The organism is Caballeronia sp. LZ003 (genome assembly GCF_031451465.1).
In the GTDB taxonomy this organism is placed as follows: Bacteria; Pseudomonadota; Gammaproteobacteria; order Burkholderiales; family Burkholderiaceae; genus Caballeronia.
The window spans coordinates 1,285,376-1,307,747 of the sequence record NZ_JARUXJ010000003.1 but is presented as its reverse complement, the minus strand read 5'-3'; the positions used below and the strand labels follow the sequence as shown (position 1 = coordinate 1,307,747).

Genomic DNA, 22,372 nt, shown 5'->3' with positions numbered 1-22,372 from the left:
GTCGCGCGTTCGAATGCGCCTGCCGCCATCATGGAAACTCCATCGACCAAGGAAACGCCCAAGAAGCGGATGTCTCCCGTCATGCTCAACGTGCTGACCGCGCTCGTTGGCATCGGCACGCTTGGCGTGGGTATCGGCTGGCTGATCTATAGCTGGGTCGTGGATCTGGAAGTGCCTTACTTCGCCATTCCGCTCGTGCTCACCGTGCCGGTGATCGCCGCTGTCGCGTTCCGTAACTGCTGGGACTGAAAACACTCGATTTGATCGACAAAAAACGCCGCGTTCTTATACGCGGCGTTTTTTTCTTGATGCAATGCATTCGTTGGTAGGCTCGATTGGATTCGAACCAACGACCCCCACCATGTCAAGGTGGTGCTCTAACCAACTGAGCTACGAGCCTGTGGAGCGGCGGATTATAGAGAGCGGCATCGCAATGCACAAGAGCGCACGCAAAAATTTTTGCGGCGGCGCGGCAGGCTTTCAATTCGCCTCTCAGGGCAAGTCCCGAGTCGGCTATTTAGCCGGGCATTACCTTGACCCCAAGCGTCTCCCTAAACTTGCGTCACAAGGAGGAGACGCCATGTCAAAGTTGATCCACACGATGATTCGTGTGCAGGACCTCGACCGCTCGCTGCGCTTTTACCAGAACGCGCTGAATCTCGAGACGGCGCACCGGCTGGACTTCCCGGACTTCACGCTCGTCTATTTGCGTAACGACGAAACCGACGCTGAAATCGAACTTACGTGGAACAAGGGACGCGCCGAGCCCTACACCCATGGCGATGGCTACGGACACGTCGCCGTGAGTGTCGCGGATGCCAAGGCCGAGCGTGAGCGTCTCATCGAACTGGGCATGACGCCCAACGACCTGCGCGAATTCCGCGACGACGACGGCGCGCTCATCGCCCGTTACTTCTTCATTCAGGACCCGGACGGATACAAGATCGAAGTGTTGGAGCGGCACGGCCATTATCAGTAACACGATTTCGAGCAGCGCATACACATAAATAAGCTGTTGCAGTACCCCACAAGGAGATAGACATGCGAGACACGATCATTCCGATCGTCGCGCCGCGGCGGGCGGGCGACGTCATCGAGGCGGGCGTGCGGCACTCGGAAACGCAAGCCGCGCCGCCTAAAATTGCGTTGACACGACGCGAATTCCTGCGCGGTTCGGGCGTGCTGGTCGGCACGCTCGCCGTAACCTCGGTGTTCGCGAGCCTGGCGCCAAGCCGCGTGTGGGCGCTCGAACTGCAAGGGTTCGACACGCATCAGGGCGAAGTGTTGCTTGCGTTCACGCGCCAGGTGTTTCCGCATCCCACGCTGGACAACGCCGTGTATGCGCTCGTCGTCAAAGACCTCGACGCGAAGGCCAAGGCCGATCCGGCCGTGCGTCAACAACTCGCCGATGGCATCGGCAAGCTCGATGCCGGCGCCGGTTCCGACTGGACCAAACGCGCCGCGGCGGACCAGGCAAAGGATGTCGCGGCGCTTGCCGGCACACCGTTCTTCGAAACCATTCGCAGCACCGCGGTCGTCTCGCTCTACAGCAACGCGATGGCGTATGCGCACTTCGGCTATGGGGCATCGAAGGGAGACGGAGGCTATCTCTATCAGGGCTTCAACAATCTGTCATGGCTGCCGGACCCGCCGGTCGCCGCAAGCGGACCGATTCCGAAAGACGGCTGATTGCGCGCGGATCGAAACGACATCGGGCGAGCAGGCAGCAGCGCCGACTCTCGCGATACAGCGGACACAGCGGAGACAGACATGTACGCAGGCAACAAGGTGCAGTTCAAGCAGAGCGACGACCACGTGGTCGTCATCATCGGTTCGGGCGCGGGCGGCGGGACGCTCGCCAACGAACTTGCGCAGAAAGGGATCGACGTGGTGGTGTTGGAAGCGGGCGGCTCGCATACGCAAAGCGATTTTGCGACGGAGGAATGGAACGCGTTCCAAATGCTGTCGTGGCTCGACAAGCGCACGACGTCCGGGTCGTGGCGCGTGGCGAAGGACTTCCCGAATCTGCCCGCATGGATCTGCAAGACGGTGGGCGGCACCACCGTGCACTGGGCGGGCGCGAGCCTGCGCATCCAGCCGTGGGAGTTCAAGGCGAAGTCCACGTATGGCGATATCAAGGACGCGAACCTGCTCGACTGGCCCGTCACGCGCGACGAGCTGAACCCGTACTACGACCGCGCAGAGAAGAAGCTGGGTGTCACGCGCACCAACGGTTTCCCCGGACTGCCCGGCAACAACAACTTCAAGGTGATGTCGGCGGGCGCGGAGAAGGTCGGATACAAGGAATGCAACACCGGCCACATGGCGATCAACAGCACCGTGCGCGACGACCGCGCGCATTGCTTCCAGCGTGGCTTCTGCTTTCAAGGCTGCCGCATGGGCGCGAAGTGGTCGACGCTCTATACCGAACTGCCGCGCGCGCAGGCCACGGGGCACATGGAGTTGCGCACGCAGGCGCACGTGGTGCGCATTGAACACGATGCGCGCGGCAAGGCGAGCGGCGTCGTCTACTACGACGCGAGCGGCAAGCTGCAACGTCAGAAAGCGCGCGTCGTCGCGGTGGCGGGCAATTCCATCGAGACGCCGCGCCTCTTGCTGAACTCGCAATCGAGCAAGTTTCCGGACGGGCTCGCGAACGGCTCGGGACAGGTGGGCCGCAACTATATGCGCCACACGACGGGTTCGGTCTACGGCGTGTTCGAAGACAAGGTCGAGATGTTCAAGGGCACGACGATGGCGGGCATCATCGAGGATGAAGCCGTGTTCGATCCCAAGCGCGGTTTCGCGGGTGGCTACCATCTGGAAACGGTGTCGCTCGGTCTGCCGTTTTATGCTGCTTTCGTGGATCCGGGCGCGTGGGGTCCGAGCTTCGCGCAGACCATGGATCAGTACGCTTACACAGCCGGCATGTGGATCGTCGGCGAGGACATGCCGCGCGAGACGAATCGAGTGACGCTCAATTCGGACGTGAAGGATCAATACGGCCAGCCGGTGGCGAACGTCCATTTCGACGATCATCCGAACGACCAGGCAATGCGCGAGCATGCCTACAAGCAGGGCAGCGCCGTGTACGAGGCGGCCGGCGCGAAGATGACGTATCGCGTGCCGCCGTATCCATCGACGCACAATCTCGGCACGGCCCGTATGAGCGCGCGTGCCGAGGACGGCGTGTGCAACAAGCATGGCCAGACCCACGAGGTTGCGAACCTGTATATCTCCGACGGCAGCCAGTTCACGACGGGGGCGGCGGAAAATCCGACGCTCACCATCGTGACGCTCGCGATCCGGCAGGCGGATTACATCGCGGGACAGATGAACGCGCGCCATGTTTGAACGGATGCGCTAACGCCTGCCGTGCTTCCGGGTCCGACTCGATTGCTGGACGAGTCGCCCGGGAGTAGGGTTGACCGGCAATCACGGGAGGGCTTTCTCATGTGCGGGGTCTATATCAACGCCGATCCGATTCTGTATGAATCGCGCACGCGCTCGCTGCGCATTCACGGAGTGATCACCACGGTCAGGCTGGAGAATCTGTTCTGGGATGTGCTGCAGGAAATCGCGGAGCGCGAAAATCTGACGACGAGTCAGTTCGCGGTGAAGCTCTACGACGAGTTGATCGCACTGCGTGGCGAGATGCCAACCAACTTCGCCTCATTCTTGCGCGTGTGCTGCCTGCGGTATCTGTCGATTCGCGAAGCGAAGAAGGCGCCAGCTGAAAGCGAAGCGCGCGTGGGCAATGCGTTGAATGATTCGGGGTTGAGGGTGTTGAAGGCGCGGTAGCGGCTAGCGCCGCCGCCAGTCCAGACAGCGCTGAACCCTTCAATTACAAGTCCCATCGATATACTCGAACCCCGAAGCGATTGCAAACCTGATCGCTTCTTCCACGCAATCGAATTCCCCTGGCAGTTGCACCGAGCGCTCGCGGCCGTCCACGTCCTGAATGCGCGCCATCGCGGCAAACGCATCTCCATGCCGGACTGCCGCCGGCGTGACCAACATATCTCTGTAGCTGAAAACCATCGTTATCTCTTGTCGCAATCAATTCTGTCAGCGGCGCTGCCTGTGGAAAACCCTGATTCGGCACGCTCTGCACCGATTAACGGCATCGGCAAACGTTTCTTTACAGTGATTTTCAACTGGCTTTGAGTGGCCTTTCCAACACGTTTTCATTTCTTGCGACTTTCCTCAGTCGAATGTGGCGACGACAACATAAAAGCCGTCGCGTCTCGATCAGAATCGGTTCCGTCTTACGAATAAAAACAAACGCTTCAAGGCAGCACCATAGCGGCCAGAGGCTTACGGGGAAGTCATGCAGCGAGATAAAAACAATTCGCTAGAGAAGGGTTTTAAAACCCTCCGGCGAACGACCGCAGTGTGCATCACGTTTTGGGGAAGTATCACGGGCGCTCACGCGCAGGACGCGGAAGCGCCGGCCATCGCCACGCATGTGACGACCTCGGCGCAAGCTCAGCCGCTCATTTCGCTGCCGAGCACGCCGACGCCCAGCCCGCTGAACCGCGGCACCGCGCTGCCCGCCGCCAATGGCGCGCCTCTCAGCTCGCGCGGCACGGTGAATGGTTCGTCATCGCTCGACAAGGGCGATACCCTCGCCGATACCCCGCGTGCCCGCGGCGCCGACGTCAACGGTCAGAAGCCGCTCGACGATGCGCTCGGCGGCGTCGTCACCACCGACACCGTGACGCTTGCCGGCCAGGACTTCTACAACTGGTTCGCGCAGGCATGGGGCGCGATTCCCCTCTCCGAGCGCTACATCGTCTCGGTGCACGAGCGGCCCTCGGCGCGCTACGGCAGCCTCGTGTGGGTCGAGTTCGGGCAACGCCGCGTGTTCCAGGCGTTCCTGCCGATCGCTCGCTCCAATGTGAAGCCGGTGGCGGAAAACGCGGCGCAGATCGCGTTTCAGAACGTCATGCAGGCCGACATATCGCGCCTCTTGTTCCGCGACGCCGACATGGCGACGGACGAACTCTAAAAAAAGCAACACGGCCAATTACGGGGATTCACGATGAAGATCACTGCGCCCGCAAAACGCGCGATGCTCGCCTGCGCGCTCTCGATGACGCTCGCCGCCGCACACGCCACCTCGCTCGTCTATGAACCGGTCAATCCGAACTTCGGCGGCAACCCGCTGAACGGCACGAACCTGCTCAACGAAGCGAACGCCCAGAACAAGTACAAGGACCCGTCGCTGTCGGATCTCGGCACGAGCAGCCAGTCCACGCTCGACCAGTTCAACACGCAACTTCAGCAGGCGATCCTGTCGCGCGTCGCATCGTCGATTTCGAGCTCGATCGTCGGCACCGACGGCACCTTGCATCCGGGCACGATCAACACGGGCAATTTCTCGATTGCGATCACGCAAGTCACGGGCGGCAATCTGCAAGTGACGACCACGGACAAGACCACGGGCGCATCGACGACCTTCGTCGTTGGCAACGGACAGTGAGCTCGAACATCGTCATGAATAAGAACAACTTCAAATTTTCCGCGATGCGCGCCGCGCTCGGCGCCGCCGTCATCGGCTCGATGCTGCTCACCGGTTGCGTCACCGCGCCGATGCCCTCGGCGGGAAACGCAACCCTCACGCCGCCGACGCGCGTGACCCGCGATCTCACGCATCTGCCACCGCCGAAGGGACGCATCGTCGCGGCCGTGTATGGCTTTCGCGATCTGACGGGCCAATACAAGCCGTCGCCGGACAGTTCGTTTTCCTCGCAAGTGACACAAGGCGGCGCGTCGTTCCTCGTGAAAGCCATGCGCGATTCCGGCTGGTTCACGCCGGTCGAACGCGAGAATCTCCAGGACCTGCTCACCGAACGCAAGATCATGCGGGCGCTCGAAACGCCCGACGACAAGAACCGCGCGATTCCGCAGATAGGGTCGCTGGCGCCGGCGAGCATCGTGCTGGAAGGCGGCATCGTCGGCTACGACTCGAACATTCGCACGGGCGGCGCGGGCGTCGCGTATCTGGGGATTTCGGCGTCGCAGCAGTATCGCGTGGATCAGGTGACGGTGAACCTGCGTGCCGTGGATATTCGCAACGGCACCATTCTCAACAGCGTCTCGACCACCAAGACCATCTATTCGATTCAGGTCGATACGGGCGTGTACCGCTTCATCGGCTTCAAGGATCTGTTGCAGGCCGAACTCGGCATGACGCGCAACGAGCCGCAACAGTTGTGCGTGAACGAAGCGATCGAATCGGCGCTCGTGCATCTGATCGTGCAAGGCGTGGCTAATCAGTCGTGGTCGCTCAAGGACACGAAGGACTGGTATGACCCGACCATGCAGCGCTACTTGCAGGAAAACCAGGGCTATGCCGCGACGATGGAGCAGATCAATCCCGCGTATAGCCCCGAGAAGATCGATCCGCCGAGCGCATCGGCGGCCAAGAGCTAAGGCACATTGATGGAGGAGACTGAAATGAAGTCAATGCGTTCCTTGACACGCGCCCCGAAAATCGCGCTGCTTGCGGCGTGCGGCGCGGTCGTGAGTGCATCGCTCGCGGTGTTCGCGGCGGACCTCTCGCCGATCTCGGACTTCGGTCCTTCGGAGCCGGGCTTCGGCGGGCAGACGGCGCGTGTCAATCAGGCGGGCGCGGGCAATCGCATCGTCGGCCTGCAGGCAGGACAGAACGTGCTGCTCGCCAATCAGGCGGGCGTGGCGAACGCCGCCGCGACGGCGCAGGCAGGCACCGACAATTGGACGGCGCTTTCGCAGTCGGGCAGCGGCAACCAGTACGCCGGTTATCAGGCCGGAACGAACAACCGCTCGGTCACGGTGCAGAGCGGCAGCGGTAATGCAGCAGCGGTCACGCAGATCGGTTCCTCGATGTCTTCGCAGGTGACGCAGTACGGCGCCGGCAACGAGGTTTCCATCCTGCAAAGCCGCAACGGCGCAGGCGTGTCTGTGACGCAGACGGGCGGCGCGAGGGCTTCGGTCCTCATGAAGTAGGTGCCTGAACGCCATGGTCGAGTGCCAGGGTGAGAGGAGACCGCGGTAACGCAGTAAGGTGTGATGCAGGAGAGTAGGTGGAGTCGTGCCGGCTGACGGTAGGGGCCGTCAGCCGTTAGGGTGACTAATCGAAGTACTCAAAATATCAAATCAACGAGGCATAAAAATGAAAGTCAAGGCATCTATCATCGCTATGGGTCTGGCAGCACTGGCATCGACGGCAGCTTTCGCCGACAACTCGTCGGTAGGCGAAAAAGCCTTCGTGACGCAGATCGGCGCCGGCAACACGGCTACCGTGACGCAGACGGCATCGAGCAACGACACGGTCAATGTTCTGCAAAGCGCGAACAACGCGCAAGCTACTGTCACGTCGTCGAACGGCTCGAACAACGACACCGACATCAAGCAACTGAGCGGCGCGGCGAACTCGAAGCTCGGCGCGACGGTCACGCAAGACGGCGCACACAGCGAAACCACCCGCATCTCGCAGAACGGCACGAACTCGACGGCCAACGTGACGCAAACCAACGCGTCGCAAGACAAGGACACCGTCAACCAATACGGCGCCAACAGCAAGTCGACGATCTCGCAAACGGGCGGCGGCTCGAACACCGTCACCATCAATCAAGGTTCGACGCAGTACGGCAAGATCGACGGCGGCGAAGCCACCGTGACGCAGTCGGCCACGATCGGCAACACGGTGAAGATTTCGCAAGACCGTGACCACGGCAAGGCCGTGGTGCAAACCACGGGCGGCGGCTACAACGACACGACCGTGACGCAAACGGGCGGCGTGACCGACACGTCGGTTCAGCAAAACAACGAATACGCCGACACGGTCAAGATCACGCAGAACGGCGCGGAAATCGCCAACGTCTCGTCGACCAACGGTGGCAACAACCACACGACCATCGACCAGAGCGGCGCCAACTTGCCGAACCTTGCAAGCGTGCATCAGATCAACGCGCAAAACGAGACGACCAACATCGTTCAGTCGGGCGCCGCGTTCAACACCGCTTACGTCGATCAACTGTACGCTTCGAACGACCACGCGACCGTCGTCCAGACCGGCAGCAACAACACGGCTTCGGTTGCACAGCGCTTCGGCGGCGGCAACACGGCAAGCTCGCTGCAACTCGGCTCGTCGAACAAGGCCGATCTGACGCAGGACAGCGCGGGTGAATCGAACATCGTGTCGTCGCAAATCGGCGATCTGAACACGGCGAAGGCTTCGCAGTCGGGCTCGTATGAAGACTTGCTGCTGACGCAAGCGGGCTTCGGCAACGTCGCGACCTCGTCGCAAACGGGCGCCAACAACGTCGGCGTGATCACGCAGATTGGCCTGGGCAACAACGCATCGGTGACGCAAGCTGGCTACGGCAACACGGCTGTCGTGACGCAAACGGGCACGGGCAACAAGGCGACCATCGCACAGAAGTAAGCATCGCGGTTCTTGCAGTACCTTGCGGGCGGCTCATGCGGGAGCCGCCCGTTTTTTATTTGCGTGTCTTATTGCGTTACGCGCCTTGCCCCGGGAAAGGCACGAAGGCGGCGCTGCAATCGACCGGGCCTGACGTGCCCGTGTTGGTCGAACGCGTGACCGTCACGCTGCCGGTGGTCTGAAAGGGCAGATTCGTTCCATCCGCGCCAATGGCGATAAGCGCATCCGACACGGCGAAGCCAGCCGGCGCCATATCCGCGATAACGTTGTTGAGCGAAATCACGAGCGGATTCACGACCGGCGGATTCGGCACACCCGCCGTGCCGCCGGACCATCCTGAGCCTTGCATGATGGGACTTGCCGAATTGAAGCCCTGAAACGTATAGCTCGATGCATTCACGATACGCACGCCATCGAGCGCGATGCCCTGCATGTTCGGATAAAGGCCGCCATTCTTCGTCGCGCTGTAATACGGCGAGAAGATGAGTGCCTGCGGGTTGCCGTCCGGCGACGACGAAGGCGTGCGGATGCAAATGTTCGAATAGCGGATGTTCGAGATCAGTCCGCTGCGGCTCCAGTCCGACTTGATGCGCAGGCCGTTATCCGCGCCGTCGATCGCGAGATCGTAGACATTGACGTTGCTCACGCTCGGCAAGACGCCGTTCACCGCGACGACATCCGGATTGGCCGCGCCGTTGTCGGTGCCAGCGGTTTCGCTGCCGATCGACATGCCGTGGCCTTCGTAGAAGTGACTATGCGCAACGGTGAGGTTATAGGTCCGGCCGTTGACCGTGCCCGTGCCGCCTTTGATCGCCATGTTGTCATCGCCGGTGCGGATGAACGAATAGGCGATCAGGATGTTGCTCGCGTCCCCCGCGAGCCTGCCGGGATTGCCCGCATTGCTCGTGATGACGCCCGAACTGCCGGGATCGATGCCGTCGGTGTTCTTCGCCGTGGCGGGGCTATACGGCATGCCGAGATAGTTCGTCATGGCTTCATAGGCGGCCGTCGGCGTGTAGATCTTGACGGCCCATGCCGTGAAGCCGTCGATGCCGCTCGGCACCACATGGAACTTCGGCGCATTCTGCAACGTCACGCGGTACAACGTGAAATTGCGCCCGTTGCTGATCTGGACGAGGCGCGGATTGTTCTGCGCCTGATTCAGCACCTTGTTGGCCTTCCAGCCGATGTCCCACCAGCTCATGGCGGTGCCGTCGGGGCGTTTGAGCAGATTCGGGTCGTTCGGCACGCTGCTCACGAGGGGACTGCCGCCGCGCCCGTCGATGACACCGTCGCCCATCACCGCGACATTGGCGACCTTGCTCGCGTTGATGAGCGCGAGACAGCCGTTGTCGCTCGCGGTGATGACGCCGCAACTCGCCGTCCCCTTGGTCTTGTCGTACTGACGCGGGTCGCGCGACGCGAAGAGCGTGACGCCCTGATCGATCCACAAGGTGATGCCGGTCGGCATGGTCAGCGCGCCTGCGAGAAACGCGTTCGCGCCGCCCGATCCGGCCATCAGATGCACGGCCTTGTTGGTCGCGAGACTCGTGCTCGACTTGTTCGCGCAGTCGTTGAGCGCGGCCTGAATGCGCGCGGTGTCGGGCGCAGTGTCGGTGGCGTCGGCGCTATCGGGCAGGAGGCCGTTTGGCAGCGCGGAGAGCGTGGCGGGCAGTTCCTTGCAGACTTGCGCGGCGGTGGGCAACGACGGTTCGGGCGGCAATGCGGCGTCGTAGAGCGTCGTGCCGACCTTGAAGCCTGCGGGCGGCGTGACGACGGCTGGGTCACTGGCGGGCGCGGCATCGGACGCGGTTTGCGCAGGCGTGGCGTCGGAGGCAGTTGGCGCCGGTGTAGCGGTCGATGCAGGAATAGCTGCCGATGCAGGCGCAGCGGACGAAGCCGCTGAAGCCGCCGAAGCCGCCGAAGCCGCCGGTGCTTCGCCGTTATTCTCGACCGCCGCGTTTATCGGCGTGGACGAAGAGCCGCCGCAAGCGCCGAGCGCGAACACCGTCGTAACCGATAAAAGCCACGCGGCCGCGATCCGCGACGGACTGCTCTTGGTTTCTCTCTTTGAACTGCTGTGGATGCAATTTCTCATGCTTGGGTCAAAGCCTCGTTGTTTGAATACGTCATCCGAGGGAGAACGCTGCCTGATGTCATCCGATAAGGCGTCGCAATCCTCTCATGTGGTCGTACAACTTCGAGGAGAATCTTAGCGATCCGAATCAAGAGAGATACTTGGGTTTGTCCCTTAAGCCATTTATAAGAAAAACATAAGAATCGCCGGCGAATTTGTCTTCGAAATTGCCGGTTGAATCGGTTTCAACGTAAGCGCGTCCTGGCTGGCGGGTACGGAGAAGACCCGTCAACTGCTAGAAGGCATTAAAAACCGGTCGACGATATCCACGATCTGCGCGCGCTTCGCCACGAGAAAGGCTTCGGCTTTCATGTCGATATCGAACAGCGTGCCGAAGGTGTGCTGATTCGCGATGCAGAAAAAAGCCAGGCTGCTGATGGTCATGTGCACGTCCTTCGCGCTGACATCGCGGCGAAATACGCCTTGCTCGCGGCCGCGTTCGAGGATGGCGTCGAGCAGGCGAATGATGCCCTGATTGCTTTCGCGCACCACGCCCGATTTCGCGAGGAATGCGCCGCCTTCTATGTTCTCGCTTGCCACGAGCCGCACGAAGCTCGGATGGCTCACGTAATAATCGAACGTGAAGGCGCAGATTTGCGCGAGCGCTTCGCGTGGCGGCATGTTGGCGTCGCCGAGCGCTTCTTCCTCGCGACGGATGCGCTGATACGCCGCTTCGAGCGTCGCGATATACAGTTTCTCTTTTGAATCGAAGTAATAAAAGACGAGCCGCTTGGTGAGTCCGACGCTTTGCGCGACGTCTTCCACGCGCGTGGAGGCGAAACCGTTTTGAGCGAACGCTTCGGCGGCGGCTTCGAGCAAGGCCGCTTTCGTGCGTTCGGCGTCGCGTTGTTTAGGCTTGATCATGCGGCGAGGCTTCGAGTCGGTGAGAGACGCGATTGTATGCTTAACATGTTCCATCGCCGTCATTCGTGAAGACTTCGCGAGTTGGTGCTATGTTGCTGCCGGAGATACTTCCGTCAATAAGATTGCGCCAGTCAAAGGAGTGCAACACATCATGAGACATCGTTTGATCAAAGCGGCAAGTATCCTGTTCTTATCGACAGGTTTTGCGTCGGGCGCGTATGCGCAATCCACGGTCACCATGTATGGCCGTCTCGATGGCGGCATCGAATATCTGAACCACGTGGCGAACGGTCAAGGCGGCACGTCCTCGCGCTGGAGCGCCGAAGGCGGCGACTGGGGCACGAGCATGTTCGGGCTGAAAGGTATCGAAAATCTGGGCGGCGGCACGTCGGCCATCTTCACGCTCGAAACCGCCTTGCAGATCATGAACGGCACAACGGGCGGCGGACGCATGTGGTCGCGGCGCGCTTATGTGGGACTGACTTCGAAAGAGTGGGGGCAATTGCAGGCCGGCCGTAATCTTTTCATCGATAGCGACGGCGTCTGGGAATTCGATCCCTTCGTGCAGCAGGCGGTGTCGTCGGCATCGCTCGTGAGAGGACGCAACTGGCAGCAAAGCAGCAATAACGTCGAATATCACAGCCCGGTGTTTCATGGCCTCGACGTGCAGGGGCAGTATGCGTTCGGCAATCAGCCGGGCGCGTTCAACAAGGGCGCGACGGGCGAGTTCGGCCGCTCGGACGGCATCATGCTTACCTATCATTCGTCGATGCTCGACGTGCGCGGCATCTACGATGAACTGCGCAGCGTGGATGGCCGGCTCGACAACATCTTCCAGGCGTCGCGCGAATACTTTGTCGGTGCAAACGTGAAGGTCGACAAGTTCAAGCTGCAGGCCGCGTACACGCACTACGCCGCGCCGGATTCGCCCGCAGGCGTGGCGGATAGCGCCGATCACTACTGGCTCGGTGCGACTTACCAGTGGACGCCGCAATGGGCCGTGACGGCCGCGGGCTTTTACATTCACGTGGGCGACGGCACGGGCGATACGGCGCACGATCCAGCCAGTCACGCGACGCTCTATGCGCTCGGCACGACCTACAACTTCACCAAGCGCACGTTCGTCTATGGCACGGTAGCCTACGTGCGCAACAGCGCGAACGGCACGTTTTCGGTGTTCGCCACGCCGCGCGACACGACGCCCAGCACGAGCCCGCTCGCGGGAGAATCGCAAACGGGTGCGTATGTCGGCTTGATGCACATCTTCTGATTCAGGCTTCGCGGCGCAACCAGTCTGCAAGACGCGTGCGACCCAGACGCGCATCGGCGAGCGGCACGAGCGAATTTTCTTCGAGCGTGCCGCCGAAGTACGTGGCGTTTGTATCGACGACGACATCGCGCGTGTCACTCACCGCCTGCAGATAGCGCGATATCAATTCGTTCATGGGCGCGCGCTCCGGTCCAGCTATATCGAGCACGCCATTCAGCGGCGCGGTCAGCGCGATATCCGCGACGATGGCGGCCACGTCGTCCGCTGCAATCGGCTGAAATCGATGCGGCGAGAGACGCGTTTGGTCATCGCTCGTACAGACATCGGCGATGCCTTGCAGAAACTCGAAGAACTGCGTCGCGCGCACGATGGTGTAAGGCAAACCCGATTCGCGAACCAGCTTTTCCTGCTCGTCCTTTGCGCGAAAATAGCCGTTGTCCGGCATGCGATCCGTGCCGACAATCGACAACGCCACATGATGTTTCACGCCAGCGGCGTGTCCGGCTTCGATCAGGTTCATGGTCGACGTGCGGAAGAACGCCATCACGTCATCGGGCGCCCATGAAGGCGCGTTCGTTACGTCGATAACCGTGTGCGCGCCCGTCAACGCTTCCTTCAAGCCTTCGCCCGTGACGGCATTCACACCGCTGCGCGACGATGCGGCCAGTACATCGTGACCCTGTGCGCGCAGAATGGCGACTGCCTTCGCACCGATGAGCCCCGTTCCGCCAATAACGACAATCTTCATGTCCAGCCTCTTCAAGTGGATGAATGGTTGAAGCCATTGTGCAAGAATGATGGCTCACCCAGAAGGGACAAGATTCACAAGATTGACTAGGCCATAGGATGCGTCATGGCGTGGAACATGGAAATCGATCGGCGCGAGGAATTGCCGATCTATCTGCAGATTTGCGAGCGATTCAAGTCGGCTATCGCGGCGGGGCATTTGCGGCCCGGCGACCGCGTGCCCGCCTTGCGAGGCCTGGCGACGCAGCTCAACACCGCGCGCGGCACGGTGGAGTTGGCCTACAGCATCCTCGTCAACGAAGGCTATCTGCACATGCGCGGCGCGGCGGGTACGTTCGTATCGTCGTCGTTGCCTCCGTCGGCGACCGCCGCGCGATCGCGCAAGAGCCGTGACCGCGCGCTTGCGCCCGCGCAGCCTCCGCGTGCGGATGACATCGGCAACGACGCGAAGCCGCTACGCCCCGGCCTGCCCGCGCTCGATGCCTTTCCGCGCAAGGTCTGGAGCAGGCTCGTGGCGTATCGCGCGAGAAGCGGCGATGTCGCCGCGCTCACCTATCCGGAACCAGCGGGCTATGGACCGTTGCGCGAGCACATTGCAACGTATGTCGGCTTGTCGCGCGGTGTGGAATGCTCGCCGGAACAGGTGTTCGTGACCAACGGCTATCGCGCGACGCTCGAACTCATCTTGCGCGGCCTCGCTCGACCGGGCGACAGCGCGTGGTTCGAGGAACCGGGCTATCTGCTCGCGCGTAACTTTCTTATCGAAGCGGGACTGCGGCTCGTGCCGGTACGGGTCGATGACGAAGGTCTCGATGTCGAACGCGGCGTGGCGCTCGCGCCGAATGCGCGCTTTGCGTTCGTCACGCCGTCGCATCAGAGTCCGCTTGGCGTCACGCTTTCGCTCGCGCGGCGCATGAAGCTGCTCGACTGGGCGAATCGCGCGGGAAGCTGGATCGTGGAAGATGATTACGACAGCGAGTTTCGCTACGTCGGGCGTCCGTTGCCGGCGTTGAAGAGCCTCGACCGGGATGATCGCGTGATTTATTGCGGCACCTTCAGCAAGGTGCTGTTTCCCGGCTTGCGGCTTTCGTATGTGGTGGTGCCCGAGCGGGCCGTCGCGCGCTTCGGGCAATTGACGAGGAGCACCAACGCAGGCTCGCCGTATCTATTGCAGGCGGCCGTGGCGGACTTTATCGCGCAAGGGCATTTCGCGCGGCATCTCAAGCGCATGCGTGCGTTGTACGACGAGCGTCGCACCTTGCTTGCCGATGCGCTCGTGCAGGCGTTCGGTGCGAGGCTGAGCGTGGAGTTGCCCGCTGGCGGCATGCATCTGGTGGCCATCTTCAATGCGGGCCGCGACGGTCCCGTGGATGATCTCGCTGTCGCCGCGCGCGCCCGCGAGGCAGGGTTCGCGGTGATCGGTTTATCGGCGTGGTATCTGGGCAAACGCACGAAGCGCACGTTGAGTGGCCTCGTGCTCGGCTTTGCCAATGTCGGCACCGCAGCGGAAGCGTCGCGTCTTGCGCGCATGCTGAGGCGCGCGTTCGATGGTTAAGGCGCGATTAGAGCGCGATTAGAGCGCGACGGAATCGCTCGAAGCGAAGAGCGCATGATGCGCGAGCCTGGCGCGTGCAACACGCAACGCGTCCTCGACTGCGGCGTCTTCCATGACGAGCCCCTGCAGCAACAAAAACTGCACGCTGTGAATGCCGATGGAACCCAGCGCATATCGCAGATACGGCGTCAGAAAGTCCGGCTGACGCGCGCGTTCCCCTGTATGAAAACCGCCGGACCCGACGATCACGAACGTGGGCCGGTCGCGCATCAAGCCGATCTTGCCTTCGAGCGTGGCCGCGAACGTGCGATGAATGCGCAACACATAGTCGATCCATAGTTTCAACGCGGCGGGAACGGTGAAGTTATGCATCGGCGTGTTGATGATGAGCGCATCGGTCGCTTCTATCTCGCCGACCAGCGTTTCGGAGAGATCGAACGCGCTGGCATCGGGCGTGCGCGAGGTAACGTTGCCGGCATAATCGCGTGTGATGGGCGCAAGAGGATGCGCCGTCAGATCGCGTTCGATCACTTCGACGATATTGGTGCTGCGCAGACGCTCGATCATCTCCATGGCGAGTCGATGGCCGTGGCTGTTCTCGCCATGCGGGCTGGCGTTGAGCAGAAGAAGTCTCATCGCGTCTGCTCCGTCGTGTCGTTCAGCGTCTCGACGAAATGCATGCCTCGCGCGAGCAAGCCATTGCGGTAGTAGAAGCGCTGCGCAAGCGCCATATGCAGGCCTGTGTCGAGCACGAAGTGGGCGCAATCGGATTCGCGCGCGATGTTGCGCACGGCATCGAGCAGGCTTGCGCCGATGCCGCTACGTTGCAACTCGTTCGTGACGACGAGATCGTCCACGTAGACGAAGCGTCCATAGATCAGATTCATCTGCGTGCGATAACCCGCGAGTCCGAGGACCGTGTCCGCGTCGGACGCGGCGATCAAACGGTAGCCTTGTTCATGCTGTGCTCGCAGTTGCGTGCAGAAAGCCGTGGCATCCGTCAGATGCGGACGCAGTTGCTTCATCACCGAGAAAGCGCGCGTCCAGTCGGCGGGCGTATCGAGATGGCGTATGACGATCCTTGGGTTCATGCGTGTTTCTCCTTGAGGCATGAACCGTACGATACATTCTCGATGACCCAGCGACGAGAGCCAAGAAAGCGCAAACAAACTAGGCCAAGATTTCAGCACACACTCGGCAGACGCTGCGCGCAAACGTCGAGCACATCGGCGGGATCGCGGCGCCACCAGTTGTCCTTCGAAAAAATCTCCACTTCGATCAAACCGTCATAGCCCGCGCGTTCGACTGCGGCCCGCAGCGCCGCGAGTTCGATCACGCCGTCGCCCATCATGCCGCGATCGAGCAACATGTCGCGCGTGTCACGCAACCAGTCGCATACGTGAAACGCACGAATCCTCTTGTCGCGTCCCGCCGCGCCTATCGATTCGACGAGCGCCGGGTCCCACCAGCAATGGTAGGCATCGACAGCGATGCCGAGAAAGCCATCCGCATGAGGATCGATGTCCGTGCATATCGCCAGCGCTTGCGCGATCGTGTTGATGGCCGAACGTTCTGCCGCGTACATGGGATGCAGCGGTTCGAGCGCAAGCGGCACGCCGCAGTCACGTGCGGTTTCATGCAATAAGCCGATGCCTTCCGCTATCTGCTCGCGCGCGCCGCGCAGGTCGCGACTGTCATGGGGCAGCGCGCCCACGACCATGACAAAGGCGCGTGCGTCAAGAATCGCTGCATCGCGCAGAGCCGCGCGGTTTGCTGCAATGTTCGCGTCGAACCCGGCACGCGTCGTCGCCGGAATGTAAGTCGAGCGGCAATAGCCCGTCACCGTGAGTCCGTGCGTGCGAATCTGCCGTGCAATCTGCTTGACATCTGCTTGTTCCACCTCATGCCGCCACGGCGCAATGCCGCCGAATCCCGCACGCGTGATACGGTCGATGGTCACGTCGAGCGGCTCGCGATGGCCAAGCGTCGCCGTGTTGATCGAGCATAGATCGAGTCTTCCTTGCAGGCTGCGCATGATGTCAGGCGCCGCAACCGAGGGCCGATAAAACCGCGCGCGCTCGCACAATCGCTTGCTCGGGATCGCGCAGTAGGCCAGCGCGATCGGCAAGACGCAATACATCGGCGAGATACACGGGCGGCCGCATGCCGTGATGCCCGCCGAGCATGAAGAAGTGATCCTGAAAGCCGTTCAGATACGCGAGAAACACGACGCCCGTCTTGTAATACTGCGTCGGCGCACGAAAAACATGGCGCGATAGCGGCACGGTCGGCGCGAGCAACGCGTGATAACGCGCGTGATCGTTGACGGCGAGCGCGGCGAGCGCCTGCGAAGCGGCGGGCGCAATGGCATCGAAAATGCCGAGCAGCGCATGCGAATGCCCGACCTCGTCGCCTTCTATCAGGCCGGGATAGTTGAAGTCGTCGCCGGTGTACATCTTCACGCCATGCGGAAGGCGGCGCCGGAACGCGATCTCCTTCGCGTCGTCGAGCAGGGAAATCTTGATGCCGTCGATCTTCGCCGCGTTCTCGCCGATGATGTCACGACACGTCCGCGCCGCGCTCTCGTAGTCTGGCGCGCCCCAATAACCCGCGAGTTCCGGGTCGAACATGTCGCCGAGCCAGTGCAGGATGACGGGCTCATTGCACATCGACAGGACTTCACGATAGACGCGCCGGTAATCGTCGCCATTTCGCGCCACCCGTGCGAGCGCGCGGCTTGCCATCAGGATGACGCGGCCGCCTGCGTGCTGGATGGCTTCGAGTTGTTCGGCGTAGGCGCGGATCACGTCGTCGCAAGAGCCGACTGTATGCGGCGCGACGTGGTCGGTGCCGCAGCCCGAAGCGATCGAAGCGCCGGGCATGTCACGCGTATCCGCTATCGTGCGCGTGATCAGCTCGAGCGCGCTCTTCCACGGCAGGCCCATGCCGCGCTGCGCGGTGTCCATCGCTTCGGCGATACCGAGCCCTTGCCCGATCAGATAGCGCCGATACTCGAGCGTGCGTGCCCAGTCGATCGCAACGGGTTCGTGAAGCTCGCCGCTCTTGCGTGGATCGGCGACGACATGTGCCGCCGAGTATGCGACGCGATTGAACGGCGCATCGGGTTGGCGCGGCACGAGCGGCGTGCCAATCAGACGATAGGTTTCTAGTGTGCCGCGTTCGGTTGGAAGCGTGATCTGCATGCGTATGCTCAGTATTTGTGAACGAGAAGACCGCCGTCGATGCGAATCGACTGGCCGATGCTGTAGGGCAAGCCGCCCGTGGCGAGCGTTCGCACGGCGGTAGCCACTTCTTGCGGCGTGCCCCAGCGCTTGATCGCGGTGAGACCGTGTTCCATTTGCACGTCGTAGCGCGCTTTCGAGGGCGCCGTCATCTCGGTTTCGATGAAACCCGGCTGCACTTCGTAGACGCCCACGCCGAAGTCCGCGAGCCGTAGCGAGAAGAGCGTCGTTGCCATGGAGAGACCGGCCTTGGACACGCAATACTCGCCGCGCTGCACGGAGGCCGCGACGGCATTCGACGAAGTAATGGTGATGATCGAAGGTGGATAGTTCGCCCCAGGCGCAGCGGTATTGCGCGCGATGCGCCGCCCGAACGCCTGCATCAGAAAAAACGTGCCGCGCGTGTTCACCTGGAGGCACCGGTCATAACTCTCCGGCGATACATCGAGCAAATCGCCGCGCGACATCACCGAGACGCCCGCATTGTTGACGAGACACGTCACCGGTCCCAGACGTTCTTCGATTGCGCCGAAAAGGCTTTCGTGTTGCGCGATGTCGGCGAGATCGGAGAGTTGCACCGCGCATCGTGCGCCGCGTGTGGTGACGGCGTCGCGGGCATCGTCGAGTTCGGCGGATGCGGCGATATCCGTGATGGCGATATCGAAACCGACGCTTGCGAGTTCCAGCGCGATCGCGCAGCCAATGCCGCGACGCGCGCCGGTGACGAGCGCAACGGGACGTTCGTTCATTGCCCTTTCCCTCCATGATTTATAAGTAACGATACGGTTCGTTATTTATAAAATCAAGCGATATCGAGCCGAAGAGGGTTTTTACCTAGCAGGAGAGCGGCGGCAGAGAAAGGCCGCCGAAATGCGGTCAGCGCGGACGCAGCAGGCTGAGCACGGTATCGATATTGAATTCGAGCCGTTCGCGCAGCGCCTCTTTCGAGACGAAATCGAAGCCGAAGATGACTTCGCCGGTGAAGCGGTTGGTGAGGTAGTAGTAGCCGATGGCCGCGAGCGTCAGATGCAACTGGCGCGCGTCGATGCCGCTGCGGAAGTCGCCGGCCGCGACGCCACGGTCGAGAATCGACTGCAGCATGTCGATGAAACCGCCGTGCAGTTCGCGAAAACGCAGCGACTTCTTCACATGCCGCGCGCGATGCAGATTCTCGCTGTTCACGAGCGCCATGAACTCGGGATGCTTGAGGTAATACTCCCAGGTGAACGTCATGAGCGCGCGGATGGCCTCGGCGGGCGGCAAGTGGCCGAGTTCCAGCTTGCGCTCCGCGTCGCGAATATCGGACCACGCGTCTTCCAGCACCGCCTGAAAGAGTTCGTCCTTGCCCTTGAAGTATTCGTAAATCATGCGCTTGTTGACGCCCGCCTTTTCGGCGATCGAATCGATGCGCGCGCCACCCAGCCCGACTTTCGCGAATTCCGCCTTGGCCGCGGCCAGGATCTTCGTCTGCGTCTGGATTGGATCGCGCGTGCGTTTGGTTTTCTTCGGCGCGTCCGGCGCTTCGGCGGTCGTTATCGGCATTGCCCCGTCTCATTCGTGTTCGAAGCCTGAACGTTAGCCGACGCCGCCGGCACTGGCAATGCGCGCACTGTCGACGTGATCATCGTAAACCCCACTTTGTTCATCGAGCGCTTGAAGCCGATCCGAGCGTGTGCCAACATCTTCTTTAAGTAACGAACCAGTTCGTTTTTAGTGAATCAGAGCGAGGTAATTCAAATTGGATAAATGGATTCACGCCGAGGCCGTCGCGAACGCGATCCCCGACGGCGCGACGATTGCAATCACCGGTTCCGGCGGCGGCTTGCTGGAACCGGACGCCGTGCTCGCCGCCATCGAAACGCGTTTTCTGACGACGGGGCATCCATGTGACTTGACGGTGGTTCACGCGCTCGGCGTCGGCGACGGGCGCGGCAGCGGTCTGGGCCGTTTTGCGCACGAAGGCATGGTCAGGCGCGTGATCGGCGGACATTGGGTCTGGTCGCCGGCCATGCAGCAACTCGCCGAGAGCGGCCGTATCGAGGCGTACAGCTTTCCGGGCGGCGTGATTGCCACGCTGTTTCGCGAGATCGGGGCGAAGCGTCCTGGCGTGCTGACGCGCGTCGGCTTGCGCACGTTCGTCGATCCGCGCTTCGGCGGCGGCAAGCTCAACGATCAAACGCATGAGGATCTCGTCGAACTCGTGACGCTGGGCGGCGAAGAGTATTTGCGCTACAAGCCGTTTCGCATCGACTGGGCCATCGTCATGGCGTCTTCCGCCGATGACAGCGGCAACCTCACCACGCGCCACGAACCCGCCGACCTCGATATCTACGCGGTCGCGCTCGCCGCGCACAACAGCGGCGGCACGGTCGTCGCGCAGGTGAAGACGCGTTCGCAAGACTACGTGCCCGCGCGGCTCGTGCGCGTTCCCGGCGTGATGGTCGACCGGATCGTCGAGACGCCCGCGCAACGTCAATGTGCGATCAGCGACTACGACGCGGCGTTGAGCGGCGAAGCGCTCTTGGAAGCGCACTCTTCGAACGATGAGGCGGCTTATCCCGAAGGCATGCGCCTGATCGTCGCCGAGCGCGCGGCGCGGGAACTTGGCGTGGACCAGTCGGTGAACTTCGGCTTCGGCTTTCCGGGCGCGATTCCCGCCGTGCTCGCAAGACAGGGGCGCGTCAACGACTACTGGGGATCGGTGGAGCAGGGCGTGCATCGCGGCGTAATGCTCGACGGCGCCATGTTCGGCACGGCGCGAAATGCCGATGCCATTCTCCCGAGCGTCGATCAGTTCGACTTTTACAGCGGCGGCGGTATCGACGTGACCTTCCTCGGCATGGGCGAGTTCGACGAAGAAGGCAACGTCAACGTGTCGAAGCTCGGCAGCACGGTGGTCGGCCCGGGCGGATTCATGGACATTGCACAGGGCGCGAAGAAGATCGTCTTCTGCGGCGCATTCGAGGCGAAAGGTCTCGAAGTGAAGCAGCACGCCGACAGCCTCGAAATAGTCACGCCCGGTTCGGTGCCCAAGGCCGTGAAGCGCGTGCGCCATGTCACGTTCAGCGGCGTGCAGGCGCGTCTCGAAGGCAAGGAAGTCCTCTACGTGACCGAGCGCGCCGTGTTTCGGCTCGATGCGCTCGGTGTGCGGCTCATCGAAGTGGCGAAGGGTATTGACGTGCGCCGCGACGTGCTCGCGCGCATGGCGTTCGAGCCGCTCGTCGACGAGCATTTGCTCGAAGCGGAGTCGGCTGCATGAAAACCAATCTGAACGAGGAGACAGGCATGCAATCGGAGTCCGGCATTCGCTTTGCCGTCGAGGGCGGCATCGCGGTCATCACGCTCGAACGCGTGGCGCGTCATAACGCGCTGACGCTTCACATGCTCGACGATATCGCGCGCGCCGTGAAAGAAGTCGAACGCAACGATGACGTGCGCGTCTTGCGCTTCGAAACCGCGAGTCCGCGCTTCTTTTCGAGCGGCGCGGATATCAACGAGTGGGGCGACATCGATCCCCAGAAGATGGGCACGCGCTTCATACGCGAGGGAAATCGCGTGTTTCGTGGCATCGCGGAACTGGATATTCCGACCATCGCGGTGCTCTCGGCCAGTGCGCTTGGCGGCGGACTGGAACTCGCGCTTGCATGCGATCTGCGCTATGCGAGCGTCGATGCGAAGCTCGGTTTTCCCGAGGCTTCCGTCGGCGCGATTCCCGGCTGGATGGGCTGCGCGCGTCTCGCGGAACTCGTGGGCACGGTACGCGCGCGTGAACTGATTCTGCTTGGCGAACCTATCGATGCCGCGCGCGCGGTGGCATGGGGAATCGTCAACGAAGCCTTGCCCGCGGATACCTTGCGCGTACGTGTCGATGCCGTGAGCGCGTTGCTCGTCGGCCGGTCGCGGACCTCGCTGTCGGTTGGAAAGCGGCTGCTTCGACTAGTCGAAACGGGCCAGGCAGAAATCGCGCACGAACTGGCGGCTTCGGTATGCAAGGCATCGCCGGATGCGCTCGAAGGAGTGGCGGCTTTTCGCGAGAAACGCAGCGCGAGATTTTAGTGCCTCTCGGCGCAGTCATCGTGGGCCAGATAATTACTTAGTAAACCGTATGAAGTGGAGAGAGACA

At 61.8% G+C, this 22,372-nt stretch carries 24 protein-coding genes and 1 tRNA gene; 14 read left to right on the top strand and 11 right to left on the bottom strand.

The window, feature by feature from the left end; all coding sequences use genetic code 11:
- Nucleotides 1-30: 30 nt before the first annotated feature.
- Nucleotides 31-249 carry a hypothetical protein gene (locus QCE79_RS23150; RefSeq protein ID WP_244830044.1) on the top strand — a complete coding sequence of 73 codons (219 nt, stop codon included), beginning with the start codon at nucleotides 31-33 and terminating at the stop codon, nucleotides 247-249.
- A 74-nt stretch (nucleotides 250-323) separates the two neighbouring features.
- Here QCE79_RS23150 and QCE79_RS23145 read toward each other — a convergent pair.
- Nucleotides 324-400, bottom strand: a tRNA-Val gene (locus QCE79_RS23145).
- Between the two features lie 180 nt (nucleotides 401-580).
- Between QCE79_RS23145 and QCE79_RS23140 the strand changes: the two genes are divergently transcribed.
- From QCE79_RS23140 to QCE79_RS23125, 4 genes are all read left to right on the top strand, one after another.
- On the top strand, nucleotides 581-979 hold the full coding sequence (locus QCE79_RS23140; RefSeq protein WP_244830045.1) for a VOC family protein: 399 nt from the start codon (nucleotides 581-583) through the stop codon (nucleotides 977-979).
- 62 nt (nucleotides 980-1,041) lie between these two features.
- Nucleotides 1,042-1,689, top strand: a complete 648-nt coding sequence (locus tag QCE79_RS23135) for a twin-arginine translocation signal domain-containing protein (RefSeq protein WP_244830046.1) — start codon at nucleotides 1,042-1,044, stop codon at nucleotides 1,687-1,689.
- A gap of 81 nt (nucleotides 1,690-1,770) precedes the next feature.
- Complete coding sequence (locus QCE79_RS23130; protein WP_309848155.1) at nucleotides 1,771-3,354, top strand: GMC family oxidoreductase; 1,584 nt, start codon at nucleotides 1,771-1,773, stop codon at nucleotides 3,352-3,354.
- A 99-nt stretch (nucleotides 3,355-3,453) separates the two neighbouring features.
- Nucleotides 3,454-3,801 (top strand): ribbon-helix-helix domain-containing protein, encoded by a 348-nt coding sequence (locus QCE79_RS23125; RefSeq protein WP_250468531.1) that lies wholly within the window; start codon nucleotides 3,454-3,456, stop codon nucleotides 3,799-3,801.
- 39 nt (nucleotides 3,802-3,840) lie between these two features.
- On the opposite strand, the gene QCE79_RS23120 is transcribed toward QCE79_RS23125, so the two are convergent.
- Nucleotides 3,841-4,041, bottom strand: coding sequence for a hypothetical protein (locus tag QCE79_RS23120; protein ID WP_244830052.1), 201 nt, complete (start codon nucleotides 4,039-4,041; stop codon nucleotides 3,841-3,843).
- Between the two features lie 352 nt (nucleotides 4,042-4,393).
- Between QCE79_RS23120 and QCE79_RS23115 the strand changes: the two genes are divergently transcribed.
- From QCE79_RS23115 to QCE79_RS23095, 5 genes are all read left to right on the top strand, one after another.
- Nucleotides 4,394-5,011: a curli production assembly/transport protein CsgE gene (locus tag QCE79_RS23115; protein ID WP_244830053.1), complete on the top strand. Its 618-nt coding sequence runs from the start codon at nucleotides 4,394-4,396 to the stop codon at nucleotides 5,009-5,011.
- A gap of 33 nt (nucleotides 5,012-5,044) precedes the next feature.
- The gene (locus QCE79_RS23110; RefSeq protein ID WP_250510755.1) at nucleotides 5,045-5,485 is read left to right on the top strand and encodes a curli assembly protein CsgF; all 441 of its coding nucleotides are present in this window, start codon (nucleotides 5,045-5,047) and stop codon (nucleotides 5,483-5,485) included.
- A 14-nt stretch (nucleotides 5,486-5,499) separates the two neighbouring features.
- Nucleotides 5,500-6,438, top strand: a complete 939-nt coding sequence (locus tag QCE79_RS23105; protein ID WP_244830057.1) for a CsgG/HfaB family protein — start codon at nucleotides 5,500-5,502, stop codon at nucleotides 6,436-6,438.
- A gap of 24 nt (nucleotides 6,439-6,462) precedes the next feature.
- Nucleotides 6,463-6,993, top strand: a complete 531-nt coding sequence (locus tag QCE79_RS23100) for a hypothetical protein (RefSeq protein WP_309848154.1) — start codon at nucleotides 6,463-6,465, stop codon at nucleotides 6,991-6,993.
- A gap of 166 nt (nucleotides 6,994-7,159) precedes the next feature.
- Complete coding sequence (locus tag QCE79_RS23095; RefSeq protein WP_250468526.1) at nucleotides 7,160-8,434, top strand: hypothetical protein; 1,275 nt, start codon at nucleotides 7,160-7,162, stop codon at nucleotides 8,432-8,434.
- A gap of 76 nt (nucleotides 8,435-8,510) precedes the next feature.
- On the opposite strand, the gene QCE79_RS23090 is transcribed toward QCE79_RS23095, so the two are convergent.
- Nucleotides 8,511-10,532 carry a glycosyl hydrolase family 28 protein gene (locus QCE79_RS23090; RefSeq protein ID WP_309848153.1) on the bottom strand — a complete coding sequence of 674 codons (2,022 nt, stop codon included), beginning with the start codon at nucleotides 10,530-10,532 and terminating at the stop codon, nucleotides 8,511-8,513.
- 267 nt (nucleotides 10,533-10,799) lie between these two features.
- Nucleotides 10,800-11,435: a TetR/AcrR family transcriptional regulator gene (locus tag QCE79_RS23085; RefSeq protein WP_244830063.1), complete on the bottom strand. Its 636-nt coding sequence runs from the start codon at nucleotides 11,433-11,435 to the stop codon at nucleotides 10,800-10,802.
- A 151-nt stretch (nucleotides 11,436-11,586) separates the two neighbouring features.
- Here QCE79_RS23085 and QCE79_RS23080 point away from each other — a divergent pair, with 151 nt between their 5' ends.
- Nucleotides 11,587-12,705 (top strand): porin, encoded by a 1,119-nt coding sequence (locus QCE79_RS23080; protein ID WP_255784700.1) that lies wholly within the window; start codon nucleotides 11,587-11,589, stop codon nucleotides 12,703-12,705.
- Nucleotide 12,706: 1 nt separating this feature from the next.
- On the opposite strand, the gene QCE79_RS23075 is transcribed toward QCE79_RS23080, so the two are convergent.
- Entirely contained in the window at nucleotides 12,707-13,453 is a 747-nt protein-coding gene (locus QCE79_RS23075; protein ID WP_309848152.1) for an NAD(P)H-binding protein, read from the bottom strand.
- A gap of 117 nt (nucleotides 13,454-13,570) precedes the next feature.
- Between QCE79_RS23075 and QCE79_RS23070 the strand changes: the two genes are divergently transcribed.
- The gene (locus QCE79_RS23070) at nucleotides 13,571-15,007 is read left to right on the top strand and encodes a PLP-dependent aminotransferase family protein (protein WP_309848151.1); all 1,437 of its coding nucleotides are present in this window, start codon (nucleotides 13,571-13,573) and stop codon (nucleotides 15,005-15,007) included.
- 18 nt (nucleotides 15,008-15,025) lie between these two features.
- Here the strand turns inward: QCE79_RS23070 and QCE79_RS23065 are convergent, their stop codons facing one another.
- The 6 genes from QCE79_RS23065 to QCE79_RS23040 all read right to left on the bottom strand — a co-directional run bounded on the left by QCE79_RS23065 (nucleotide 15,026) and on the right by QCE79_RS23040 (nucleotide 19,791).
- Nucleotides 15,026-15,643: an NAD(P)H-dependent oxidoreductase gene (locus tag QCE79_RS23065; RefSeq protein ID WP_309848150.1), complete on the bottom strand. Its 618-nt coding sequence runs from the start codon at nucleotides 15,641-15,643 to the stop codon at nucleotides 15,026-15,028.
- Complete coding sequence (locus QCE79_RS23060; protein ID WP_250494166.1) at nucleotides 15,640-16,098, bottom strand: GNAT family N-acetyltransferase; 459 nt, start codon at nucleotides 16,096-16,098, stop codon at nucleotides 15,640-15,642. The genes QCE79_RS23065 and QCE79_RS23060 overlap by 4 nt, the downstream gene beginning before the upstream one ends.
- A gap of 92 nt (nucleotides 16,099-16,190) precedes the next feature.
- A complete protein-coding gene (locus QCE79_RS23055) occupies nucleotides 16,191-17,042 on the bottom strand; it encodes a sugar phosphate isomerase/epimerase family protein (protein WP_309848149.1) in 852 nt (283 codons plus the stop codon).
- Nucleotides 17,043-17,046: 4 nt separating this feature from the next.
- Nucleotides 17,047-18,210, bottom strand: coding sequence for a dihydrodipicolinate synthase family protein (locus QCE79_RS23050; RefSeq protein ID WP_309848148.1), 1,164 nt, complete (start codon nucleotides 18,208-18,210; stop codon nucleotides 17,047-17,049).
- An 8-nt stretch (nucleotides 18,211-18,218) separates the two neighbouring features.
- Nucleotides 18,219-18,998, bottom strand: a complete 780-nt coding sequence (locus QCE79_RS23045) for a 3-ketoacyl-ACP reductase (protein ID WP_309848147.1) — start codon at nucleotides 18,996-18,998, stop codon at nucleotides 18,219-18,221.
- Nucleotides 18,999-19,125: 127 nt separating this feature from the next.
- Nucleotides 19,126-19,791, bottom strand: coding sequence for a TetR/AcrR family transcriptional regulator (locus QCE79_RS23040; protein WP_244830074.1), 666 nt, complete (start codon nucleotides 19,789-19,791; stop codon nucleotides 19,126-19,128).
- Between the two features lie 196 nt (nucleotides 19,792-19,987).
- On the opposite strand from QCE79_RS23040, the gene QCE79_RS23035 reads away from it, so the two are divergent.
- Nucleotides 19,988-21,508 carry a CoA-transferase gene (locus QCE79_RS23035; RefSeq protein ID WP_309848146.1) on the top strand — a complete coding sequence of 507 codons (1,521 nt, stop codon included), beginning with the start codon at nucleotides 19,988-19,990 and terminating at the stop codon, nucleotides 21,506-21,508.
- Nucleotides 21,505-22,305: an enoyl-CoA hydratase/isomerase family protein gene (locus QCE79_RS23030; RefSeq protein WP_309848145.1), complete on the top strand. Its 801-nt coding sequence runs from the start codon at nucleotides 21,505-21,507 to the stop codon at nucleotides 22,303-22,305. The genes QCE79_RS23035 and QCE79_RS23030 overlap by 4 nt, the downstream gene beginning before the upstream one ends.
- Nucleotides 22,306-22,372: the final 67 nt, after the last annotated feature.